The organism is Streptomyces sp. BR123, from assembly GCF_013401435.1.
In the GTDB taxonomy this organism is placed as follows: Bacteria; Actinomycetota; Actinomycetes; order Streptomycetales; family Streptomycetaceae; genus Streptomyces.
Genome location: NZ_JACBGN010000116.1, coordinates 1 through 20,452, shown reverse-complemented (window position 1 = coordinate 20,452; position 20,452 = coordinate 1). Strand labels below are relative to the sequence as shown.

21 protein-coding genes are annotated in these 20,452 nt (G+C 70.2%); 11 read left to right on the top strand and 10 right to left on the bottom strand.

The features are described from left to right. Positions 1-88: 88 nt before the first annotated feature. The 3 genes from HYE82_RS19130 to HYE82_RS19120 form a co-directional block, all read right to left on the bottom strand. Entirely contained in the window at positions 89-1,273 is a 1,185-nt protein-coding gene (locus tag HYE82_RS19130) for a hypothetical protein (RefSeq protein WP_179175318.1), read from the bottom strand. Between the two features lie 87 nt (positions 1,274-1,360). Further along, positions 1,361-1,858, bottom strand: a complete 498-nt coding sequence (locus HYE82_RS19125) for a hypothetical protein (protein WP_179175317.1) — start codon at positions 1,856-1,858, stop codon at positions 1,361-1,363. Between the two features lie 130 nt (positions 1,859-1,988). Then, positions 1,989-2,963 (bottom strand): aminoglycoside phosphotransferase family protein, encoded by a 975-nt coding sequence (locus tag HYE82_RS19120; protein ID WP_179175316.1) that lies wholly within the window; start codon positions 2,961-2,963, stop codon positions 1,989-1,991. Positions 2,964-3,242: 279 nt separating this feature from the next. Here HYE82_RS19120 and HYE82_RS19115 point away from each other — a divergent pair, with 279 nt between their 5' ends. Further along, a complete protein-coding gene (locus HYE82_RS19115) occupies positions 3,243-4,358 on the top strand; it encodes an NADAR family protein (RefSeq protein ID WP_179175315.1) in 1,116 nt (371 codons plus the stop codon). A gap of 19 nt (positions 4,359-4,377) precedes the next feature. Here the strand turns inward: HYE82_RS19115 and HYE82_RS19110 are convergent, their stop codons facing one another. Continuing rightward, positions 4,378-4,821 (bottom strand): hypothetical protein, encoded by a 444-nt coding sequence (locus HYE82_RS19110; protein WP_179175314.1) that lies wholly within the window; start codon positions 4,819-4,821, stop codon positions 4,378-4,380. Next, positions 4,811-5,815 carry a hypothetical protein gene (locus HYE82_RS19105; RefSeq protein WP_179175313.1) on the bottom strand — a complete coding sequence of 335 codons (1,005 nt, stop codon included), beginning with the start codon at positions 5,813-5,815 and terminating at the stop codon, positions 4,811-4,813. The genes HYE82_RS19110 and HYE82_RS19105 overlap by 11 nt, the downstream gene beginning before the upstream one ends. A gap of 252 nt (positions 5,816-6,067) precedes the next feature. On the opposite strand from HYE82_RS19105, the gene HYE82_RS19100 reads away from it, so the two are divergent. Beyond that, positions 6,068-6,394, top strand: a complete 327-nt coding sequence (locus HYE82_RS19100; RefSeq protein WP_179175312.1) for a hypothetical protein — start codon at positions 6,068-6,070, stop codon at positions 6,392-6,394. A gap of 536 nt (positions 6,395-6,930) precedes the next feature. Here HYE82_RS19100 and HYE82_RS38210 read toward each other — a convergent pair. Both HYE82_RS38210 and HYE82_RS19090 read right to left on the bottom strand, forming a co-directional pair. Continuing rightward, positions 6,931-7,233: a hypothetical protein gene (locus HYE82_RS38210; RefSeq protein ID WP_256987419.1), complete on the bottom strand. Its 303-nt coding sequence runs from the start codon at positions 7,231-7,233 to the stop codon at positions 6,931-6,933. A gap of 1,349 nt (positions 7,234-8,582) precedes the next feature. Next, entirely contained in the window at positions 8,583-8,990 is a 408-nt protein-coding gene (locus tag HYE82_RS19090) for a hypothetical protein (protein ID WP_179175311.1), read from the bottom strand. A 304-nt stretch (positions 8,991-9,294) separates the two neighbouring features. Between HYE82_RS19090 and HYE82_RS19085 the strand changes: the two genes are divergently transcribed. From HYE82_RS19085 to HYE82_RS19075, 3 genes are all read left to right on the top strand, one after another. Continuing rightward, on the top strand, positions 9,295-9,846 hold the full coding sequence (locus tag HYE82_RS19085; protein WP_179175310.1) for a TetR/AcrR family transcriptional regulator: 552 nt from the start codon (positions 9,295-9,297) through the stop codon (positions 9,844-9,846). Beyond that, complete coding sequence (locus HYE82_RS19080) at positions 9,843-11,402, top strand: MFS transporter (protein ID WP_179175309.1); 1,560 nt, start codon at positions 9,843-9,845, stop codon at positions 11,400-11,402. The genes HYE82_RS19085 and HYE82_RS19080 overlap by 4 nt, the downstream gene beginning before the upstream one ends. 70 nt (positions 11,403-11,472) lie before the next feature. Continuing rightward, positions 11,473-12,948: a membrane-associated oxidoreductase gene (locus HYE82_RS19075; protein WP_179175321.1), complete on the top strand. Its 1,476-nt coding sequence runs from the start codon at positions 11,473-11,475 to the stop codon at positions 12,946-12,948. A gap of 11 nt (positions 12,949-12,959) precedes the next feature. Here HYE82_RS19075 and HYE82_RS19070 read toward each other — a convergent pair whose 3' ends face one another. After that, entirely contained in the window at positions 12,960-13,589 is a 630-nt protein-coding gene (locus HYE82_RS19070) for a 1-acyl-sn-glycerol-3-phosphate acyltransferase (RefSeq protein WP_179175320.1), read from the bottom strand. A 305-nt stretch (positions 13,590-13,894) separates the two neighbouring features. On the opposite strand from HYE82_RS19070, the gene HYE82_RS19065 reads away from it, so the two are divergent. Genes HYE82_RS19065 through HYE82_RS19060 form a run of 3 tightly spaced genes read left to right on the top strand, consistent with a single transcriptional unit; the run spans position 13,895 to position 16,262 of the window. Then, positions 13,895-15,133, top strand: coding sequence for a glycerophosphodiester phosphodiesterase (locus HYE82_RS19065; RefSeq protein WP_179175308.1), 1,239 nt, complete (start codon positions 13,895-13,897; stop codon positions 15,131-15,133). 51 nt (positions 15,134-15,184) lie between these two features. Beyond that, on the top strand, positions 15,185-15,718 hold the full coding sequence (locus HYE82_RS38200) for a sigma-70 family RNA polymerase sigma factor (RefSeq protein WP_256987411.1): 534 nt from the start codon (positions 15,185-15,187) through the stop codon (positions 15,716-15,718). 37 nt (positions 15,719-15,755) lie between these two features. Next, entirely contained in the window at positions 15,756-16,262 is a 507-nt protein-coding gene (locus tag HYE82_RS19060) for a GNAT family N-acetyltransferase (protein ID WP_179175307.1), read from the top strand. On the opposite strand, the gene HYE82_RS19055 is transcribed toward HYE82_RS19060, so the two are convergent. Beyond that, positions 16,252-16,689 carry a hypothetical protein gene (locus HYE82_RS19055; RefSeq protein ID WP_309144376.1) on the bottom strand — a complete coding sequence of 146 codons (438 nt, stop codon included), beginning with the start codon at positions 16,687-16,689 and terminating at the stop codon, positions 16,252-16,254. The two genes, HYE82_RS19060 and HYE82_RS19055, sit on opposite strands and share 11 nt — an antisense overlap. Continuing rightward, on the bottom strand, positions 16,682-17,050 hold the full coding sequence (locus tag HYE82_RS19050) for a hypothetical protein (RefSeq protein WP_179175306.1): 369 nt from the start codon (positions 17,048-17,050) through the stop codon (positions 16,682-16,684). Before HYE82_RS19050 ends, HYE82_RS19055 begins: the two co-directional genes overlap by 8 nt. A gap of 609 nt (positions 17,051-17,659) precedes the next feature. Here HYE82_RS19050 and HYE82_RS19045 point away from each other — a divergent pair. The 3 genes from HYE82_RS19045 (at position 17,660) to HYE82_RS19035 (ending at position 20,412) form a co-directional block, all read left to right on the top strand. After that, positions 17,660-18,748, top strand: a complete 1,089-nt coding sequence (locus HYE82_RS19045; RefSeq protein WP_179175305.1) for a methionine ABC transporter ATP-binding protein — start codon at positions 17,660-17,662, stop codon at positions 18,746-18,748. Further along, complete coding sequence (locus HYE82_RS19040; protein WP_179175304.1) at positions 18,745-19,413, top strand: methionine ABC transporter permease; 669 nt, start codon at positions 18,745-18,747, stop codon at positions 19,411-19,413. The genes HYE82_RS19045 and HYE82_RS19040 overlap by 4 nt, the downstream gene beginning before the upstream one ends. 141 nt (positions 19,414-19,554) lie before the next feature. Beyond that, on the top strand, positions 19,555-20,412 hold the full coding sequence (locus tag HYE82_RS19035; protein ID WP_179175303.1) for a MetQ/NlpA family ABC transporter substrate-binding protein: 858 nt from the start codon (positions 19,555-19,557) through the stop codon (positions 20,410-20,412). The last annotated feature ends 40 nt before the right edge of the window (positions 20,413-20,452 follow it).

The following is a 20,452-nucleotide window of genomic DNA, read 5'->3' as shown; positions in this document are numbered from 1 at the left end:
CCCTTGCCCCTGCGGCCCCTGCGGCCCCTGCGGCCCCTGCGGCCCCTGCGGCCCCTGCGGCCCCTGCGGCCTCCGCGGCCTCCGTGGCTCAGCCGAGCGGGTGGTCCGGTTCGTAGTTGGTCAGGACGCAGCCCTCGACCAGGGACTTCTCCAGCCGGTATCCGGAGGGGGCGGAGAAGCCGGGCGTGCAGTTCAGGTACAGGAACTGCAGCTGGTACAGGCCGAACCGCGAGGACGGGCTGTTGGTCTCGACCGCGATGTTCTCGCCGACGAGCAGCAGGCTTGCGGTCGCCTTCAGCTTGCCGTCGTCCTTCAGGTCGGCCTGCTGGGCGGCCTTGGCCTTGGTCTGGAGCTTCTTCATGTCTCCGACGGTGTCGAGCCAGCTCAGGTCGTGGGCGCGCCGCTCGCCGGCCGGCTGCCCGCACAGGGCACGGCCCGTCACACCCCAGTCCAGTGCATTGCCCTTGATCACCGGCTGGTGGTCGATCGACTCGACGGCCACCGCCTCGGGGTCGGTGGAGAAGTTCTTCCGGCAGTCCAGGCTGTTGCCGACGAGCTCCCGCAGCTCGGCGATGCTGCCCGCGCGCGGGAGTCCGAGGCTGCCGTTCTTCGGCTGGCCGGGCTTCTCGCCGTTGCCGCCGGCCGGGTCCTGCGGGGTCTCGAAGTTCGGGCTGCCCGAGCCGTCCTCGGCGGCGACGAAGTCGGTGAGGCTGCAGCCGTCCACGAGGGGCTTTTCGCGCTTGTAGCCCTCGGGCACCCGGCCGCCCGGGTTGCAGACCAGGACGCGCAGGTCGGAGCGGACGAGCTTCATGGACGTCTGCGTGCGGGTCGGGAAGGCGACGAAGCCCTTGCCGACCAGCACCTGGTCGAACAGTCCGTAGGCGCCCTCGCCCGCGGCCATCCGGTCCAGGACGTACTTCTTGTAGCCCTCCTGGAACGCCTTCATGTCCTTCGGGACCGCGATGACGATGTCGCCCTTCTCGGCCTTGTCGCTGCACACGCCGACCTCCGTCACCGACCACTGGCCGGTCCTGGGGAAGTCGCCGCCCGGCATCCTCGGGTCGTCCGCCTTCGCGCTCAGGTCTTCGCACGAGGTGAACTGCCGCATGTGGCGCTGCGCCCCGGCGAGGGGCCCTTCCCCGGCGGCTGCGGAGCCAGAGGCGGAGGCGGTGGCTCCGGCCGGTGGGGAGGCCTGGCCGCCTCCTTTGCACGCGGCGAGGGTGGCCAGGCAGCCGAGGGCGGCGGTGGTCGCGAGGATCCGCTGGATGCGCATGGGTCGCTTTCGTCGAGGGCAGGGTGGCGGGGATGGCATGGGCATGCTAAGGGCCCGCGGAGAGGCTGATCAAAACCGGGGCCGGCCTCACGCCGCCCACTCCGCCAGGGCGTCGAAGTCCGGCCGGGTCAGCCCGATCCGCTCGTCGATCCGCATCAACAGGGCCCGGAAGGGGTGGTGTTGGTCGACGTACTCGCGGTCCATGTCCGTGATGTCGTCGTCGACCCAGGCGAACTCGCGCCCGCCCGCGTACTCCAGGACGTACTGCGTCTTCCAGAAGGTTCCGCGCGGCGCCCGCCCGTGCATCTGCGGCCAGTCGATGTACGGCAGCCGCGGCAGCCCGAGGCGGGGTCCTATCCAGTCGTTCGCCTCGTCCTTCCAGGTCGTCGCCCAGACCAGCTCGTAGGCGTCAGCCAGGGCGAGCAGCTCCGCGCCGTGGTCGGCGTTCAGCCACACGCGCAGCGGCGTCCTGCTCTCGGCCCCGGTCCAGCCCGTCGGCCGCATCCGGTGGGTGGCGTACCCCGCGGGGCGGCGCTGGGCCTGTGCCGCGTAGGGGTTCAGAGGGCCTATGCGGGCATGAGACATGTCCGACCTGCATTGGGCAGGGTGTTTCGGAGCCACTTGGGCGGCGAGAGCGAGAGCCATCTGGTAGTGCCGTGACGATTGCCGACGGCGGCTTCATGGCGTTGGTCTGGCATTCCGGGGATTGCGCCGATCAGCCGTGTGGCCGGACCCGCCCCACGGGCTCGGTGGTCACCGGGCCGTGCTCACCAGTTCGACGGATCGCTGCGACGAGTCGTCGCAACGCGGCGTGGGCGGGTGGGCCCCAGGTGGCCTTGCCGCCGGGGCGGCCGTGGACGCCTGCTTCTCCGATGAGGATGCCGCTGAGGGCGCGCAGCACCGCCCAGCCGCGGGCGCGGCGCAGGGTCGCGGTGTCCGGGGTCGGCCGGTAGGCCGCGTGGAAGCGGTCGGCGGCGTCGTCCGGCAGCAGTATCCACGGTGCGGCGAGGTCGCAGGCCGGATCGCCGGTGCAGAGGTCGCCGAAGTCGATCACGCCGCAGAAGGTGCCGTCGGCGGTGAGGACGTTGGCCGGGTGCAGGTCACCATGGAGCCACAGGGGCGGGCCCGTCCACGCGGGTGCGGCGACGGCGTCCTCCCAGACGATGCGGACGGCCTCCGGGTCGGGGACCAGCCCCTCCTCGGTGGCCGAGGCGAGCGCCCTGGCGAACCCCTCGGCGTGGTCGGCCAGCGGTCCCCCGCGGCCACGGCCGGCGGGTGCCCCGGCGGGAGAGGGCCGGTGAAGAGCCGTCAGGAAGGCGGCCAAGCTGTCGGCCGCGTCCGCAGCGCGCGTGGCGGGGGCGCGGTCGGCGGGCTCGCCCGGCACCCAGGTAGTAACGATCCAGGGCCGCGGAAACCGCTCGGAGGGCTCGCCGAGGCGCTGCGGGACGGGGACCGGCAGCGGGAGGTGCGGGGCAAGGGCGGGCAGCCAGGCGTGCTCCTTGCGCAGCAGCGCATCGGCGGACTGTGTCGCCCAGGGCAACCGGACGGCGAGGTCGTCGCCGAGCCGCCACAGCTGGTTGTCCCAACCACGCGCGCCGAGCCTCACCGGGCGATCGGCCAGGTCGGGATGCTGGTCACGCAACAGGTGGCGGACCAACTCTGCTGTGACCTCGATCTGGGTGTGGGTCATGCAGAGCAACGGTAATCGGGCAGCGGTTCGTCCGTGGATCACTCGATCGAGCGATCGGCAATCTGCCTCGCCTGTATGGGCTCGCCCGCTTCGCTTCCGCTGGATTCACAAGCGCACAACTGGCTCTCACTCAGACCGCCGGAGTGGCTCCCGATCACCTTGTCGAAAACACCGACCGATTCTTGCGGACGCCGGGGGAACGGCCTCGTGCCTCGCGACAGGATTCTCTTCGTCGAAAAGACAGTGGGGATGGGAGGCGGGGCCCGGCACAATAACGGGATGATCGGCAACCGGATCACATACCGCAAGGCGGACGGTGTCCGCATACCTGGGACTTGGCGTCACGCCTTCATTTGCAATGGTGGGACGTACTTCCTCACGGACCTCGTCATGTACGCCGACGGGCTCATCGACTGCTGGGGCCTGGTCACCATCGACGAGTTCGAGCAGAAACTGCGCTCCGGCTGGGTGGCCACCGACCTCCCGGAAGGCGCCGAGGCATCGGCTCACGACCTGGCCATGTGGAAGTTCAGTGAGCCACGTACATGGCTCACCCCCGAGTTGCTGCTCGCCGAGGTGCGGGACACCATTGACCAGCTGAACGGTCGCCCGGATTCCACCGCGCGGTGCTTGGCCGCCGTCGATGCGTTCCTTGCAGACCGGACCGAGGAGAATCGCGCCACGGCTCGGGCCGCGTATCTCGCCATCCCCGAAACCCAGCGCCGGTACGCGCTCGGCGACATGGACCGTAAGGACTGGCCGCTTCAGGTGTTGGTGGTCGGGGTGGGCGGCAGGCCGGACAGCTGGTCCGACGAGCCGGTCTCGGAGAAAGCGTACGAGGATGCTCTCGCTTACTTCGAGGAGCGTGCCCGGCTCATCGCTGAAAGGCCCTTGCGGGTTCCTGCGGACGGCCCGGCGACGCCGCACGCACCGGCGATCCATCTGGCCCACTCATACCCGCGGCAGCGAGTCGACGACCCGGGCATGGTGGGTCTGCGCAATGACTACCCCGCGCCCATCGACATCGACGGCATTACCTACTCGTCCGTCTCCCAGGCGTATTGGGCCCTGTCAGTCACCGACTCCACGACGCGAGCCGCCATCGCAGTTGCGGACACCTCACACGCCGCCCGCAAACTTGCCGCCGACGCTACCCAGCGCGAGGGCTGGGAACACGCCCGTACCGCCGTCATGATCACGCTGCTGCGTGTCAAGTACATGCAGCACCCCGACCTGGCAGAGATCCTTCGCGCGACCAACGACGCTACCCTCATCTACGACGACGCCGACTCCGGCTTCTGGGGTGACAACGCCGGCCGCGGCCGCAACTGGACAGGTCGTCTCCTCGAACTCGTTCGCTCTGAACTGCACGCGCAGCGGGTCGGAATCAGGTAACGGGATGGCGCCGCGACGTCTACTGGCCCGGTGCGGTGTGGGCCCGCACGGGAAGAGTGCGGATGTTCCCACCGCTTTCGAGGGCGACGCGGAGGCGTTGGATCTCGTCGTGCTGTTCGGCCAACCGAGACAGCGCCAACGTCTTGAACTCGGCCGCCTCGATGGCCTCCTGCTTCATTCGGGAGACTCGCCCCTTCAAGCTGGCTACCTCGCCTCTTAGGCGGTCGATCTGGGCCAGGCGAGGGTCCGGCTCGCCCGTGACCTCTCGGGCCCTGCCCAGCCGGTTCTCGAACTCTTCCTTGATGTGGGGGTAGGTGCGGTACAGCGTCGCCCGGGGGACAGCGGCGAGGATGCTGAGGGATTTGATGTCGCACCGCAGGCCCTCGGGGATGTCCCCAGCCATGAGCTGATCCATGGCGGCCTTCAAACGGCTCTCCGCGTTGGCGTGGCGGTCATTGGGCACTGGATGCCTCCTCAGTGGCTACGGCGGCGTCGATGGATTCCACGATCCGCATGGATCGCTCGTGGGTCTGCTGGGCGCGTTGACGCTCCGGCGCGGACAGCCGCGGGTTGCCGAGGAACACAGCTCGCGTGCTCTCGGCGTGGTCGACCCACGCTTGCCGGTGCTGGGGGTGGTGGGTGGCTTGGGGGCAGCGAGCGGAGTCGCACATGCCGAGCAGAGGCTCGCTGGCGTTCGGAGTGCCGGCCATGGTGAGGCACAGGGCCTTGGCGGGGTCGGTGAACCAGCAGTAGTTCGCCACGCCGATGTGGAGGGTCTTTGCCTTGGTCTTGAGGAGTTTCTCTACGCGACGGTCGTCGGCGACGGTGGCGGGGGCGGGGTCGTGTCCGGCGAGGGACTGGTCCACGTTCTGGAACGCGGCGACCAGGTCTCGTGCGCCTCGGCCTGAGGGGAGGGCGCCTTGCTGGTAGTCGTGATAAGCGGCGACGGTGAGCCGGGTGTGTTCGACCTCCTCTTCAGCCCGGACCTCGGCGAGGAACGCGGCCTGGTGGCCACCCGGCCGGGCCGTGTAGCCCTCGGTGGTGGCCACCGAGACGTGCTTCAAGTGCCACTTTGTGGCCAGGAGGCCGTGGGGGCGTTGGGCGATGGACAGAGCGAGGGTACGGCGCAATGCCCGCGGGTGGACCGGACCATCGGGGATCGGGGTGAGGCCGAGATGCTGTCCAAGAGGACCGTTGATCCAGTCCCGGAGCGCGGTGTACCGGTTGGTGGAGTTGTTGGCGACGAGGAAGATCAGGTCCCCGAGGTCCGTGTCATTGAGGGCTTCGGCGGCTCCGACAGCGCGGTGTACATCTTCGATGACCACCCATGAGTCGGGCACGCCGCCGAACTTCTCACCCTTGACGCGGCGGGAGTCCAGCCAGTGGCGGGAGCCGTAGGCGCGGTCTTCGCTGCGGCGGCAGCCATGGGTGAGTTCGGCCAGTTCTGAGTTCCGCATGCCAGACAGCGCAGAGGTGAGGTAGTAGGCAGCGGAAGTGACGGCGAACACCGTGCTGTCCAGGGTGAAGTGATTCATCGGAAGGGCCCAGGGGACGGGCGTTTCGTCATCGGCGCGGGGCACCCGCGCTGCGTCACGGCACCATGAGTTCTCGGTGCCACAGGCAGCCATCCATGCCTCCAGCTGAGGCCGGAGCCGTTCCAGGTCTCTTTTGGTTGAGGAGAGCGAAAGAAAGTCCTTGGTAAAGGACGTGTGGGCGAGCGTAAGGAGAGGGTCGCTGACGTCCCAACCCGAATTGAGTCTGCGGGAGATACCGGACGGGGCAGCGCGGGGGGCCGGGATTCGGGCTGCGATACGGCGCTCGATTTCGGCGATGACGAGTGGGTGATGTTCGACGCGGAGGGACGAGCGGATGCTGGCCCGGCGCGCGATGGTCTGCCGGGCGTGCGTGACCTCATCGACGAGATGGGGGCTGATCGTGTCGACGAGGTAGGAGGCGCCGGCGAGGAGAGGCCGCAGGATGTCGTCTGGGACGGCGGGGGTCTGGTTGATGTCGTGACGCTGGTTTATCCCGGCTGATGCCGTGGGTGATCGGGTTGGCTCCGCGCTCAGCGGAGTACAGAGCCTTGCGGTGTTCCTGCCAGGCGGCGTCGATGGCAGTACGGGCGGCCTGGTCGATGCGCCGCCATTCTGCGTCACTGTATGGCCGATGAGGGGTTGAGCCTGCCTGCTGATTGACCGGTCTTCCGTCCAGATGGGCTTGGACGCTGACGTCGAGGGGGCCGCCATCGGCCCGATAGCCATTGAGGGTAATGCGACTGTGCCGCTCAAAAGTGAACCCGAACTCTAGCCAGTAGGGCGTGATCTGTGTCGATGCAAGATCGGAGAGGGTTCCGGTGAAACCGGTCTCGTACAGGTAGCGAGCAAGGTGCCGGGCACACCGGACGGCGTGCCGGGCCTCGCGGTAGGTGCGGATCGGGCCGTTGGGGTGGGCGGCGGCAGCGAGTCCTCGTGCGAGGTCGTCGGCCAGCACCGAGTCAGGCAGTTCGTGGAGCGTGCCGAGGTAGGGCCGCTGACCCGCGAGCGTGTACTGAACGGCGAGCGGCTGTCGGACTTCAGCGGGCATCGGTGTCCTGGAATTCCGCGCCGGCCTCCCGGCGGGCGGCTGGGTCGGGGTCGGCGTCCTCGTATGCCTGGCGGAAGATCCTCTGGGTGTCCAGGAGATGGAGGTACACCTGGGTGGTGGTGACGCTGGCATGGCCGAGCAGGTCGCGCAGGATCAGCAAGGGGTCGGCCTTGGTGAGATAGAGAGCCAAGGCGTTGTCGCCGCTGGTGTCGAGGACGAGGCGGGCGGCCTGCTGGTAGTAGCCGCGCACCAGCTTCTCCAGGGTGGCCATAGCCATTGTGTGGCGTGTCATGGGGGGGGTGGACGTGCGGGAACGCGGGTTCCCACCGGTCGCGGATGCGGGCGGAGGTACGGCGGAGCGTGGTTGCCCAGTCAAGGAATGGCGAGCCGTCGGACTGGACGAAGAGGAGGGCGCTCCCGGCGCCGGGCCCGACGAGGCGGAGCCGTTCGGCCGGAGTCAGCATGTGCCAGCGGCGGTAAGTGCCGTTGAGATAGACGCCTTCGTACGTCGGGCTTTCTACGTGGAGGGCATGGGCGGGTCGCCATCGGGAGCCGTCCACGTGGGCGGCCCGCTCCAGCGTCGTGTAGTCGTGGACACGGGCCAAGACGTCGTACTCCACCCAGGTCTGTCTGCCCTTGCTGCCCTTGGTGGTCGGAGGCGCGAGCGCCAACGGGATGGGGACGGCGGTGCGCTGGCGGGGCAGGGGAGGGATCTCCCACGGCGTGAGAAGCCGCCATTCTCGAAGCCGCAGGCCTGTGGAGATCGCAAGCAAGCCACCGGCGGCGTTCCTGCCGGTCTCGCGGCCCCGAAATGTGTGGTCGGGTTCGCCGTCCGGGTCGTTGCCCGCGAGAGCGTTGACCAGCAGCTCGGCGTACGGCTGCTCCAGGTACTTGCGGGTGGCGTGCCGTCTGGTTCCCCGTACGGTGGCGAGGTTACGGGCGGACTGCACTCGTACGCCGTCGGGGCGCAGGTGGAATCCTTTGGCGTAGGAGAAAGGGACCTGGTCGCAGTGACCCTCGTTTACAGCCCACTGATAAAACGCCGCGATTGTCTTGACCGCAAGATTCCAGCTCGTCGACCCGAGCCGGACCTCCAGCGGGCCGGATAAGCGATGCTCGGCGTAGAGGGACAGGCCGTCCCGCAGTCGCTGCCGGTCGGCGAACAGGTCGATGCCGTGGGTGGCCAGGAATTCGGCCCAGGGCTTGAGCTGTAGGGCGTAGGTCTTCCATGAGTTCTCGGCAGGGGCTCCGCTGATTGGCAGCTCCCGCAGCCATCGGTTGATGAACGTCACCGGTCGGGGGCCGTTCTCGTCCTCGAAGCGGAGATCAACGTCCAAGAGAACCGGCATGCCGTCGCGGTTGAGCGGTGGGGAGGAGAGGTTCCAATCCTCCCCACCGGCTTTGGAGAAGTAGAAGAGAAGCACCGCTGCACCGTAATTGAGACGTGCCCGGGAGTGCTCGATATTCGTGAGAAGACAAGCCCTGTGAGAGATGTTCATATATTCGCACTGTGGCGGTGTCTCGCTAACGCCCGCCGAGCATGCGCTCAGCGCTGAGTCGTCGAGCGCGCCTTTGTCCACCTGCACTGATTCCGCGGCCTGAGGATTCACTGGGAGATCCGCGGTCTGCCGGCGCCGCCAGTCACAGCCGGCCTGAGGAGCCCTCGTCCTCCCGTAGCAGCCATTCCCTCACCGATGGAACGCGGTCAAGGAGTCGGCTCACCTGCATACCTTCTTCGCGCGAGGTCACCCGCGGCAGCGGGGCGAAGTCGTCGGGAAGCATGTCCAACAGGCTCAGTACGCGTTCTCCCGAGCGTAGCGTGAGCAGCAGCTCGCACCGCAGTTGGCGCGGGACGTCAGGGCGATGGGACAGGCTGTTCCACACGGCTGGCCACAGGTAGTGAGTTCCCTCGGGCGCCGCATTCTCTAGCACCCAAGCGGGGTCCAAGCGTTGGTTCAGGCTGAGTTGACAGGCCCGCTCCTCCAGCTTGAGCAGCGAGGCGGTATCGATGACCTTCACCTCGCGAGGCAGTGGCTGATCCGAGTTCATCGCCCCATGCTGCCCGACAGCACCCCACGAGGAGTGGCCGACCCGGGCGTGCTCGGCGGCGCCGGGCCGGCAGGGATCGCTGATGTGAGCCGCAGGCTGCTGGCCCGAGCTCACAGGGTGTAGCGGGAGTGAAGGGCTGGAGGATGAGACAGGGAGACAGGATCAAACCGCTCAGATAAGCGGGCCGTCCACGTCGAGCAGGAGCAGGGGTTTCGTCGTCATCGGTGCAGTCTTCCGTTCCCGGCGCCGGGGGGCACCGCAATGGAATGAGACGACAGCGTCTCATTTGGTGTACTGTTGTCTCATGGCCATGGATCGTGACCAGGTGCTCCGCGACGCCGCGGCCCTGCTCTCCCGCAAGTCGACCGCCACGATGGACGAGGTCGCCCGCGCCGCCGGGATCGGCCGCGCGACCCTCCACCGGCACTTCGCCGGGCGCGACGCCCTCGTACGGGCCCTGGAGGAATTCGGCATCCGCGCGTTCGAGGACGCCTTCGACCGGGCGCGCCTCGACGAGGGCACCGCCGTGGAGGCGCTGCGCCGACTCGTCGCGGAAAGCGAGTCCAATGCCCAGTTGCTGGCCTTCCTCGTCACCGAGAACCAGCTCTTCGAAGGCGACCAGGTCAACGAGGGGTGGGCCCGGCTCGACGCCCGCGTCAGCGCGCTGTTCCGGCGCGGCCAGGCGGAGGGCGACATCCGGATCGACCTGAGCCCCGCCTGGCTCACCGAGGCCCTCTACGGCCTCATCGGCACCTGCGCCTGGGCCGTCATGGACGGCCGGGTGGCCGCCAAGGACTTCCAACACATGATCATCGAGCTTCTGCTCGGTGGCGCGCAACGGAGTGATAGGACATGACCGCAACCGAGCAGCTGAAGCCCCGGACGGGGGCGGAGACCGGCGGGGGCGGCAGCCGCGGGCGCTGGCTCGCGCTGGCCGTGCTGGTGCTGGCCGTCCTCCTCGTCGCCGTCGACGCCACCGTCCTCGGCCTCGCCACCCCGTCCCTCTCCGAGGAGCTCAAGCCGTCCGGCACGCAGCTGCTCTGGATCGGCGACATCTACTCCTTCGTCATCGCCGGCCTGCTCGTCTCCATGGGCTCCCTCGGCGACCGCATCGGCCGCAAGAAGCTCCTGCTGACCGGTGCGACCGCCTTCGGCGCCGTGTCCGTGCTCACCGCCCACGCCACGAGCCCCGAGACGATGATCGTGGCCCGGGCCCTGCTCGGCGTGGCCGGCGCGACCCTCATGCCCTCCACCCTCGCGCTGATCCGGAACATCTTCACCGACCCGCGCGAGCGCAGCCTCGCCATCGGCATCTGGGGGGCCACCGCCTCCGCGGGCGCGGCCGTCGGCCCCGTCGTCGGCGGAGCGCTCCTCCAGCACTTCCACTGGGGCTCCGTCTTCCTCATCAACCTGCCCGTGATGATCGTCCTGGTCCTCGTCGGCATCAAGCTGCTGCCCGAGTCCAAGAACCCGGTCGCCGGACCCTGGGACCTGATCAGCGTCGCCCTCTCCCTCGTCGGTGTCATCGGTGTCGTCTACGCAGTCAAGGAAGCCGCCACCCACGGCGCGACCTGGGACGCCGGCCTCGCCACCGTGATCGGCGCGACCGCCCTGTACGCCTTCGTGCGCCGCCAGTTCACGCTCGCCGCGCCGCTGCTCGACATGCGGCTTTTCAAGGACCGAGGGTTCTCCGGAGCCGTCGTCGCCGACCTCCTCACCGTCTTCGGCCTCTCCGGCCTGCTGTTCTTCCTCTCCCAGTTCCTCCAGCTCGTCCAGGGCCGCGAGCCGCTGGAGGCCGGCCTCGCCGAACTGCCCGCCGCCGTCGGCGCGGTGGTCACCGGCCTGGTCGCCGGCCGATGGGCCCGCCGGTTCTCCGTCCGGTCCGTCGTGGCCGGCGGCCTCGGGGCGATAGGCCTGGCCCTCGGCGTGCTCGCCCTGGTCCGGCAGGACAGCGGCTACCCGCTGATCGGCGCGTCCCTGCTCATCGTCGGCCTCGGTGCGGGCTTCTCCTTCACCGTCACCGCCGACGTGATCCTCTCCAGCGTCCCCAAGGAGCAGGCCGGCGCCGCCTCCGCCGTCTCCGAGACCGCGTACGAGCTGGGAGCCGCCCTCGGTATCGCCCTCCTCGGCTCCATCGTCACCGGGGTCTACCAGGGCTTCGCCACTCCCGCCGAGGTCCCCGCGCCGCTCGCCGAGGCCGCGCACGAATCCCTCGGCGGCGCCGTCGAAGCCGCCAGCGCCCTGGACCCGCACACCGGGGACACGCTGCTCGACGCCGCCCGGGGGGCCTTCGTGGACGGCCTGCACTACGCCTCAGGCGTCAGCGCCCTCGTCCTGCTGGCCACCGCCGGGGCCGCCTGGTTCCTGCTCAAGGGGCAGAAGCTCCAGGAGGGCGTCACCACCCACCACTGAATGTCACCCCAAAGGGTGGTGTCGCGCACGAAGTTGACACCCTGTCGGCATGCGCGCCACCATCCTCGCGATGGAGATCCACGACCTGACCCCCGCCGAGCGCCGCGTCTGGGAAGCCTTCCCGCGCGGCGAAGGCGTCGACTTCCGGGAGCACCCCGACGAGCCCTCCGAGGAAGGCGCCGCCTGGGGCCCGGAGCGCACCGTACGCGCGGAGGTGCTGCGTGCCCTGCTGGTCAGCGGTCCGACCGAGCACGGCAGGGTCCCCGGCCTCAAGCTGTACGGCGCCCGCATCAGCGGCAAGCTCGACCTCAAGTACGCCGTCGTGGACCACGCCATCCGGATGCGCTCCTGCTGGTTCGAACGCAAGCCCATGATGTACGGCGCCCAATTGCGCGCCGTCGTGCTCGGCGACTCCACCCTGCCCGGCCTGACCGCGGCCACCGTACGGGTGGACCTGGTCCTGCGGCTCTCCCGTTGCACCATCAACGGCCCCGTCAGACTGGCCGGCGCGCGGATCGCCGGCGGGCTCTTCCTCCAGAAGGCGGTGATCCGGCGCGGAAGCCTGCCCGACGAGGCCGGTGAACCCCCGCTCCAGCTCAACCACGCCGAAATAGGCACGGACGTCATCGCCGACGGGCTCACCGTCCACGGCCAGCTCCGCATCAACGGCGCCACCGTCGCCGGCCAGATCAGCCTGGACCGGGCCAGGCTGGCCGACCCCGGGGGGATCGCGCTGCACGCCGAGACCCTCTCCGTCGGCACCGACCTGCGCGGCTCCCGGCTGGACGCCGAAGGCATGGTCAACCTCACCGGCGCCCGGATCCCGGGCCAGCTGTATCTCTCCCGGGCCCGGCTGGCGAACCCGGGCGGGGTGGCCCTGCGCGCGAGCAGCTGCACGATCGGGGAGTTCTGGCTCCGCAAGTGCGCAGCCGTCGACGGCATCGTCAACCTGCGCCGCAGCCAGCTGGACACGCTCTACGCCGAAACCGGCGTCTGGCCGCCCGTGGTCCGCACCGAGGGGCTCACCTACCGGGTCCTGCACCCGCACCTGCCGGCCGAGGAGCGGCTGCCGCTGCTGGAACGCGAGGAGTCCGGCTACCTCCCGTACGCCTACGAGCAGCTCGCCGCGGCCTACCGGACCGTCGGGGACGAGGCCGCGGCCCGGACGGTGATGCTCGCCAAGCTGCGGCGGCACCGGCGCACCCTGCCCCGGCACACCCGTCTGTGGGGGCTGCTCCAGGACGCCACCGTCGGCTACGGGTTCCGGCCGCTGCGCGCGGCGGGCTGGCTGCTGGCCCTGCTGCTGACGGGGTCGGCTGCGTACGGGCTGCGGCCGCCCCCGCCGCTGAAGGCGGGCGAGGCGCCGGAGTTCAACCCGGTCTTCTACACCCTCGACCTGCTGCTGCCGATCATCGGCTTCGGGCAGGAGCAGGCTTTCGCGCCCCGCGGCTGGGGCCAGTGGCTGTCGTACCTGCTGATCGTGACCGGCTGGATCCTCGCCACGACGACCGCGGCGGGCGTCAGCCGGTCACTGCAGCGGCAGTAGGGCCCCAGGGGTCAGGCGGCCTTCGCCTTCGTGGCGTACATGTCCACGTACTCCTGCCCCGACAGCCGCATGACCTCGGCCATCACCGAGTCGGTGACGGCGCGCAGCACGTAGCGGTCGCGGTCCATGCCCTCGTAGCGGGAGAACTCCATCGGCGCGCCGAAGCGGATGGTGACCCGGCCCGGGCGGGGCATGCCCTTGCCGCCGGGCTGCAGCTTGTCCGTGCCGACGATGGCGAACGGGACCACGGGGGCGCCGGTCATGAGGGTCAGGCGGGCGATGCCGGTGCGACCGCGGTAGAGACGGCCGTCGGGGGAGCGGGTGCCCTCCGGATAGATGCCGAAGACCTTGCCCTCCTCCAGGATCCGGCGTCCGGTCATGAGGGCGGCGACGCCGCCGTTGGCGCCGTCCCGGTCCACCGGGATCATGCCGGAGCCGGTGAAGAACCACGCCATGGCGCGGCCCTTGACGCCCTTGCCGGTGACGTACTCGTCCTTGCCGATGAAGTGGACCGTGCGGTCGCACACCAGCGGCAGGATCATGGAGTCGATGAAGGTGAGGTGGTTGCCCGCCAGGATCACCGGGCCGGAGCCGGGGATGTTCTCGATGCCCTCCACACGGGTGCGGAACATCATGCGCATGACCGGTCCGACGGTGGCCTTGATGAGCGCGGTACGGAACAACGTGAGCCCTCCGGCATCGAGAAGCGGCTTCGCACGACACGGCGGCCGTGCGTGCAGGTGAGGACGATACTCGTGGGTCAGGTGCGCTCGCACATCGGGTTCACGGGGTTGAAACCTCGTGTTGACACACGTTTGCGCCATATTCGGCCGGTACCCCCCTGCCCGCCACCGGCTGCTGCCTACCATCGGCAGGCCGGTCCGGACCGCCGGACCCGCCCGACCACGCCGGGCCGCGGGCCCTTCAGACGACAGGAGTGGCACTCATGACGCAGAGCGGGGCAGCACGGCGTACGGTCCTGGGAGCGGCCGTCCTGGCGGCGGGCGCCGGCATGGCCGGGCCCGGCGCCGGATCCGCGCGGGCGGCGGAGCCCGCCGGGCCGGCCGGGTCCGCGGAGGCGGCGGGGGCCGGGGAGGCGCGCCACGGCGGCGGGTACGAGGACCTGCCCGTCCCGCTCGTCATCGGGCACCGCGGCGCCAGCGGCTACCGGCCCGAGCACACCCTCGGCTCGTACGCACTCGCCCTCGACCTGGGGGCCGACGTCGTCGAGCAGGACCTCGTGCCCACCCGGGACGGGCACCTGGTGTGCCGCCACGAGAACGAGATCGGCGGCACCACGGACGTCGCCGACCACCCGGAGTTCGCCTCCCGGCGCACCACCAAGACCGTCGACGGGGTCGCGGTGACCGGCTGGTTCACCGAGGACTTCACCCTCGCCGAGCTGAAGACCCTCCGGGCCGAGGAGCGCATCCCCGCCCTGCGCCAGCGCAACACCCTGTACGACGGCCGATGGGAGGTGCCCGCCTTCGAGGAGGTGCTGCGCTGGGCCGACCGGGAGGGCAAGCGGCGCGGCAGGCGCGTCTGGCTGCACGTCGAGACCAAACACCCCGGCTACTTCCGCTCCCTCGGCCTCGGCCTGGAGGAGCCCCTCGCCCGGCTGCTGCGCCGCTACGGCCGCGACGGCCGCAACGCCCCCGTTTTCCTGCAGTCCTTCGAGCCCTCCAGCATCCAGCGCCTCGCCCGGCTGGTGGCGGCGCCGCGCGTGGTCCTGCTCGGGGCCGCGAACACCCGCCCCTGGGACTTCGAACAGGCAGGGGACCCGCGCACGGTCGCGGACCTCGTCAAGCCCGAGGGACTGAAGTGGATCGCCGGCTTCGCCCAGGGCATCGGCCCCACCCTGGACCTGATCGTGCCGCGCGACGCGGCCGGCCGCCTCGGTACCCCGACCACCCTGGTCAAGGACGCCCACGCGCAGGGCCTCGTGCTGCACCCCTACACCGCGCGCAACGAGAACGGCTTCCTGCCCGCCGAATACCGCAAGGGCACCGACCCGGCCGCGTACGGCGACGCCTTCGGCGCCTTCCGGACGTACTTCGAGCAGGGCATCGACGGCATCTTCACCGACCACCCGGACACCGGTCTGCTCGCGGCGGAGGCCTTCCGCCCCGGCCGCGGACGCCGGCCGCAGGCGTCAACCGGCAACCGGAACCCCGCCTTCGGGTGAGCTGTGCCGGGCGGGGAAACCACCCGGCACGGCCCGCGCGTCCCGCCCGGCATGGACCTGCAGAAGGATTCCGACCTCCTGAACCGCCTGGGCCGGCTGCTCTCCGCCGAGGCGGCCGCGGAGGCCCCCGGCACCGGTGTGGACGCCGCCGACCTGGAGCAAGCCGTCTGGGTCAGGCTGCTCGAACACGGCCCCGCCCCCGCCGAGCCGGCCCGCTGGCTGCGCCGCGCGGTGCGCGCCGAAGCCCGTGTCGCCCGGCGCCGCGCCCGCAGGGAGATCCCCTACCGCCATCACCTCGTGGACGGCTGCCGCCCGGGAGACGCCGGCGCCGCCCCGGAAGAGTCCCTGCTGCACCGGGAGGACGGGCGGGCTCTCCGATCGGCGGTCGCCCGATTGCCCGGACGCTGTCCCGAGCTCATGCAGGCACTTCTCTCGCCCAGAGACTTGACTTACCGTGAAATCGCAGGGGAGTTGGGTATCTCACAAGGAAGTTTGGGACCGGTCCGTTCCCGCTGCCTGGGATGTCTGCGCAGAATGCTCGCGTCGGAGGTTGCGGCTCCTCGCCTTCGGGGAAGGGAGCGGTAGACCAACGGGCTACCAGGTGAGCAGGAGGCGTGCGCATATGGGCATGAGCGTGACCATTTCGGCGGCGGTCGACGAGGACGGCGAGCAGATCCTCAAACTCCAGTACCTGGCCTTCCAGCGTGAGGCCGAGCTGTACGGCAATTACCGCATCCAGCCGCTCACCCAGACCCTGGACTCCCTCAAGGCGGAGCTCGCGTCCGGCACCGTGCTCGTCGCCCGGCTCGGCGACGAGGTGGTCGGCTCCGTGCGCGGCAGCGTCGACGACGAGGGCACCGGCCGGATCGCGAAGCTCTGCGTGCATCCGCGGATGCAGGGCCACGGCCTCGGCGCCCGCCTGCTGCGCGCCGTCGAGGAGGCCCTCGCGGCCCACGGGGGAGCCCCGGCCCGCTTCCGCCTGCACACCGGCCACAAGAGCGAGTCGAACCTGCGCCTGTACCGCAACGCCGGCTACGTGCAGGTCGGCGGACGCACCGCCGGCGACGGCGTGAAGCTGCTGGTACTGGAGAAGGAGGCGGGCGCCGCCGACTTCGCGGTCAGCGCCTGACGCGCAGCCAGAGCATCCCGGTGACCGGCAGGATCACCGGGATGAACAGGTACCCCATCCCGAACTGCGACCACACGGTGGAGTCGGGGAAGGCCTCGGGGCGCACCAGCGTCCACGTCCCCACGATCAGCACGCCGGCGAGCTCGGCGGCGCAGCACAGCCGCGCCGCTCTGCGGGCGGTCTCCCCGCCGCGCACCAGCGAGTACGTGATGAAGCAGTAGACCAGCGCGGCCAGGCCGGTCAGCGTGTACGGCAGCGGCGCCCGGTCGAATTCGGTGGAGATCTGGTAGGCGGAGCGCGAGACCGCGCCCACCGTGATCACGCCGTACACCCAGACCAGCAGCAGCCCGGGCCCGGAGGCCAGCCGCTTGCGCGCCGGGGGAGCGGTCCCGCCGGCCGGCCCGGTGGTCAGGTCGGTGTCAGGCACCGGGGGTCCCCCAGATGTCGTGGAGCCGCACTTCGAGCACGGCGAGGACGACCGCGCCGGCGGCCACCGTCACCGAACCCCACTTCGTCCGCTCGGTCAGCGAGAGCAGCCCGGCCGCCGGGACCGCGGCGAAGGCGCCCAGCAGGTAGGCCACGAAGATCACCGAGCCCTCGTCGGGCTTTCCGCCCCGGGCCAGCATGACCGCGCCGACCACCAGCTGGGCCAGCGCCAGCAGGCTCACCACGCCCATGCCGATGAAGTGCCAGTCCTTGGTCGGCTGGTCCCGCAGCGCGGCGAAGCCGCACCAGGCGGCGAGGGCGAGGGCAGTCGCGCCGAGGGCGACCGTCAGGGCGTCGAGCATGCAGGGAGCGTATTACGGGCCGCCCGGACCGCTTCGCCCGGCCCCGTGCCTGCTCCTGTGCGCCCCGGGGCCGTGCCGCGTCCCGGCAGTGGTCTTGACCACAGGCCTGCCCTGCATCGCGCCCGGAGCGGACCCGTCCTGCGACCCGGTCGGCCGTGTGTCCATGCAGGTCAGCGGCGGCGCACCGGTCCATCGGGCGGGGTGGGGGCGGATCGGTGCTGTCCGCTATGCAGTCGAATTGTGTCCGCTATTCGGACGGTTTTGATCGCGTAAGGGGCATCTCTGCTTTACTGGGGCCCATGACCACGACGAGCAGCCGCACCCTTGCGACCGAGGCGACGATGACGCCCGGTGCTCGTTGTATGTGTCGAATGTGCGCCTTCTGAGGGCCCCTCTCCTCCCGTCTCGCGCCCCGAAGCGAGACCGGCCGAGCCCGTCCGGCCCGCCGCCGCATCCCGGCGGCAGGAACCGGAACGGATCGCTCCCGCTCCGCGCATGCGTGGAAACCGCCGAAACCTTCCGGTTCGACCCGTATCGCGCCCCCAGATGTTTGCCCCGTGCCCGGCCGCCACCAGGCTGCGCCGCGCACTCGACAGCGACGGAATTCCTGTGATCACCACATCGGGCCTCACCAAGGTCTACTCATCCCGTGGCCGCGAGGTCACCGCCCTGGACGGCGTCGACCTCCACGTCCGCGAGGGGGAGGTCTTCGGAGTCATCGGCCAGAGCGGCGCCGGCAAGTCCTCCCTCATCCGGTGCGTCAACCTGCTGGAGCGCCCCACGTCGGGCACCGTGACCGTCGACGGCGTCGATCTCACCGCCCTGGCCGGCCGCGGCCGCCGCGCCGGCCGCGAGCTCCGCGAGGCCCGCAGCCGCATCGGCATGGTCTTCCAGCACTTCAACCTGCTGTCCTCGCGCACCGTCCAGGCCAATATCGAGCTCCCTCTGGAGATCCTCGGCGTCCCCGGCCGCGAACGCTCCCGCAAGGCCCGCGAACTCCTCGACCTCGTCGGCCTCGCCGACAAGGCCAAGGCCTACCCCGGCCAGCTCTCCGGCGGCCAGAAGCAGCGCGTGGGCATCGCCCGCGCCCTCGCCGGCGACCCCAAGGTGCTCCTCTCCGACGAGGCCACCAGCGCCCTCGACCCCGAGACCACCCGCTCCGTCCTCCAGCTGCTCCGCGACCTCAACCGCCAGCTCGGCCTGACCGTCCTGCTGATCACGCACGAGATGGACGTCGTCAAGACGATCTGCGACTCCGCCGCGCTGATGAAGAAGGGCCGGATCGTCGAGACCGGCACCGTCGCCGAACTGCTCGCCACCCCCGGCTCCGAGCTCGCCGCCGAACTCTTCCCCGTCAGCGGTGACGCCACCGGCCCGGACCGCACCGTCGTGGACGTCACCTTCCACGGCGAGTCCGCCACCCAGCCGGTCATCTCCCAGCTGGCGCGCACGTACAACATCGACATCTCGATCCTCGGCGCCGCGATGGACACCGTCGCCGGCCGCCAGATCGGCCGCATGCGCATCGAACTCCCCGGCCGCTACGAGGACAACGTCGTCCCGGTGGGCTTCCTGCGCGAGCAGGGCCTCCAGGTCGAGTTCGCCGACGACGCCGAAACGCCCGCAGCCGCAGCCGCAGCCGCAGCCGAAGACGCAGACGCCGAGCTCGCCCAGCTCGTCAAGGATGGTGCCCAGTGACCTGGTCCGAGATGCAACCCCTGCTCACCCAGGGCACGTACGACACCCTCTACATGGTCCTGTGGTCCACCCTGGTCACCGTCCTCGGCGGACTGCCCCTCGGGATCCTGCTCGTCCTCACCGACAAGGGCGGCCTCCTGCAGAACCGGCCGCTCAACAAGGCCATCGGCGTCATCGTGAACATCGGCCGCTCGCTGCCGTTCATCATCCTTCTGATCGCCCTGATCCCCGTGACCACCGCCGTCGTCGGCACCTTCATCGGCCCCACCGCGATGATCGTCCCGCTCGCCATCGGCGCCATCCCCTTCTTCGCCCGCCTCGTCGAGACGGCCGTCCGCGAGGTGGACCACGGCCTCGTCGAAGCCGTCGAGTCCATGGGCGGCGGCATCCCGACCATCGTCGGCAAGGTGCTCCTCCCGCAGGCCCTGCCCTCGCTCGTCGCCGGCGTCACCACCACCCTGATCACCCTCGTCGGCTACTCGGCCATGGCAGGCGCGGTCGGCGGCGAGGGCCTCGGCTCCAAGGCCGTCACCTACGGCTTCCAGCGCTTCGAGACCGGATTCATGATCGCCACCGTCGTGATCCTGATCGCCGTCGTCACGGTGATCCAGCTCATCGGCGACGGCGTCGTCCGCCTCCTCGCCCGCCGCGGCCGCACGGCCTGACCGCCCCCGGCTCCGGCGCCGCCCGGACCCGGAACCCCACAGACCCCCACCCCCACAGAGCCCGCACTTGTCGTGCTTGGGCCACCACCCGCAAGACCCGCGCACGACCTGCGCACTTGCACCACATGAAAGGCACTCTTCGTGCGTAAGAACACCAAGCTCACCGCCATCGCCGCCGCCACCGCCGCGCTCGCCCTGGGCCTCACCGCCTGCGGCAGCGCCTCGGACCCGTCCTCCGCGCAGGGCGGCGGCAAGGCCGACGAGACCAAGCCCCTCGTCGTCGCGGCCTCCCCGAGCCCGCACGCCGACATCCTGAACTTCGTCAAGGACAAGCTCGCGGCCAAGGAAGGCCTCAAGCTGGAGGTCAAGGAGTTCACGGACTACGTCCTGCCCAACACCGCCACCGAGCAGGGCCAGGTCGGCGCCAACTACTTCCAGCACAAGCCGTACCTCGACGACTTCAACAAGAAGAACGGCACCCACATCGTGCCCGTCGTGAACGTGCACCTGGAGCCCCTCGGCCTGTACTCCAAGAAGGCCAAGGCCCTCGCCGACATCAAGCCCGGCCAGACCGTCGCCGTCCCCAACGACACCACCAACGAGGGCCGCGCCCTCCAGCTCCTCGCCGCGAACAACCTGATCACCCTCAAGGAAGGCGTCGGCACCAGCGCCAAGCTGTCCGACATCACCGACAAGAAGGGCCTGGAGTTCAAGGAGCTGGAGGCCGCCACCGTCCCGCGCGCCCTGGGCGACGTCGACGCCGCCGTCATCAACGGCAACTACGCCATCGAAGCCGGGCTCTCGCCCGCCAAGGACGCCCTGGCCCTGGAGAAGGCCGAGGGCAACCCGTACGCCAACTTCCTCGCGGTGAAGGCCGGCAACGAGAAGGACCCGCGGATCGAGAAGCTCGCCCGGCTCCTCGGCTCCGACGAGGTCAAGAAGTTCATCGAGGAGAAGTACCAGGGCTCGGTCGTCCCCGCGGCCACCCCAGCCTCCTGACCCTGTCTCTTATACACATCTGACGCTACCGACGACGCGC

Excerpts from the sequence above, each read along its gene's own strand:
- HYE82_RS19130 (WP_179175318.1), bottom strand. The coding sequence starts at position 1,273 with ATGCGCATCCAGCGGATCCTCGCGACCACCGCCGCCCTCGGCTGCCTG.
- HYE82_RS19125 (WP_179175317.1), bottom strand. The coding sequence starts at position 1,858 with ATGTCTCATGCCCGCATAGGCCCTCTGAACCCCTACGCGGCACAGGCC.
- HYE82_RS19120 (WP_179175316.1), bottom strand. The coding sequence starts at position 2,963 with ATGACCCACACCCAGATCGAGGTCACAGCAGAGTTGGTCCGCCACCTG.
- HYE82_RS19115 (WP_179175315.1), top strand. The coding sequence starts at position 3,243 with ATGATCGGCAACCGGATCACATACCGCAAGGCGGACGGTGTCCGCATA.
- HYE82_RS19105 (WP_179175313.1), bottom strand. The coding sequence starts at position 5,815 with ATGCGGAACTCAGAACTGGCCGAACTCACCCATGGCTGCCGCCGCAGC.
- HYE82_RS38210 (WP_256987419.1), bottom strand. The coding sequence starts at position 7,233 with ATGACACGCCACACAATGGCTATGGCCACCCTGGAGAAGCTGGTGCGC.
- HYE82_RS19090 (WP_179175311.1), bottom strand. The coding sequence starts at position 8,990 with ATGAACTCGGATCAGCCACTGCCTCGCGAGGTGAAGGTCATCGATACC.
- HYE82_RS19085 (WP_179175310.1), top strand. The coding sequence starts at position 9,295 with ATGGCCATGGATCGTGACCAGGTGCTCCGCGACGCCGCGGCCCTGCTC.
- HYE82_RS19080 (WP_179175309.1), top strand. The coding sequence starts at position 9,843 with ATGACCGCAACCGAGCAGCTGAAGCCCCGGACGGGGGCGGAGACCGGC.
- HYE82_RS19075 (WP_179175321.1), top strand. The coding sequence starts at position 11,473 with ATGGAGATCCACGACCTGACCCCCGCCGAGCGCCGCGTCTGGGAAGCC.
- HYE82_RS19070 (WP_179175320.1), bottom strand. The coding sequence starts at position 13,589 with ATGCGCATGATGTTCCGCACCCGTGTGGAGGGCATCGAGAACATCCCC.
- HYE82_RS19065 (WP_179175308.1), top strand. The coding sequence starts at position 13,895 with ATGACGCAGAGCGGGGCAGCACGGCGTACGGTCCTGGGAGCGGCCGTC.
- HYE82_RS38200 (WP_256987411.1), top strand. The coding sequence starts at position 15,185 with ATGGACCTGCAGAAGGATTCCGACCTCCTGAACCGCCTGGGCCGGCTG.
- HYE82_RS19060 (WP_179175307.1), top strand. The coding sequence starts at position 15,756 with ATGGGCATGAGCGTGACCATTTCGGCGGCGGTCGACGAGGACGGCGAG.
- HYE82_RS19050 (WP_179175306.1), bottom strand. The coding sequence starts at position 17,050 with ATGCTCGACGCCCTGACGGTCGCCCTCGGCGCGACTGCCCTCGCCCTC.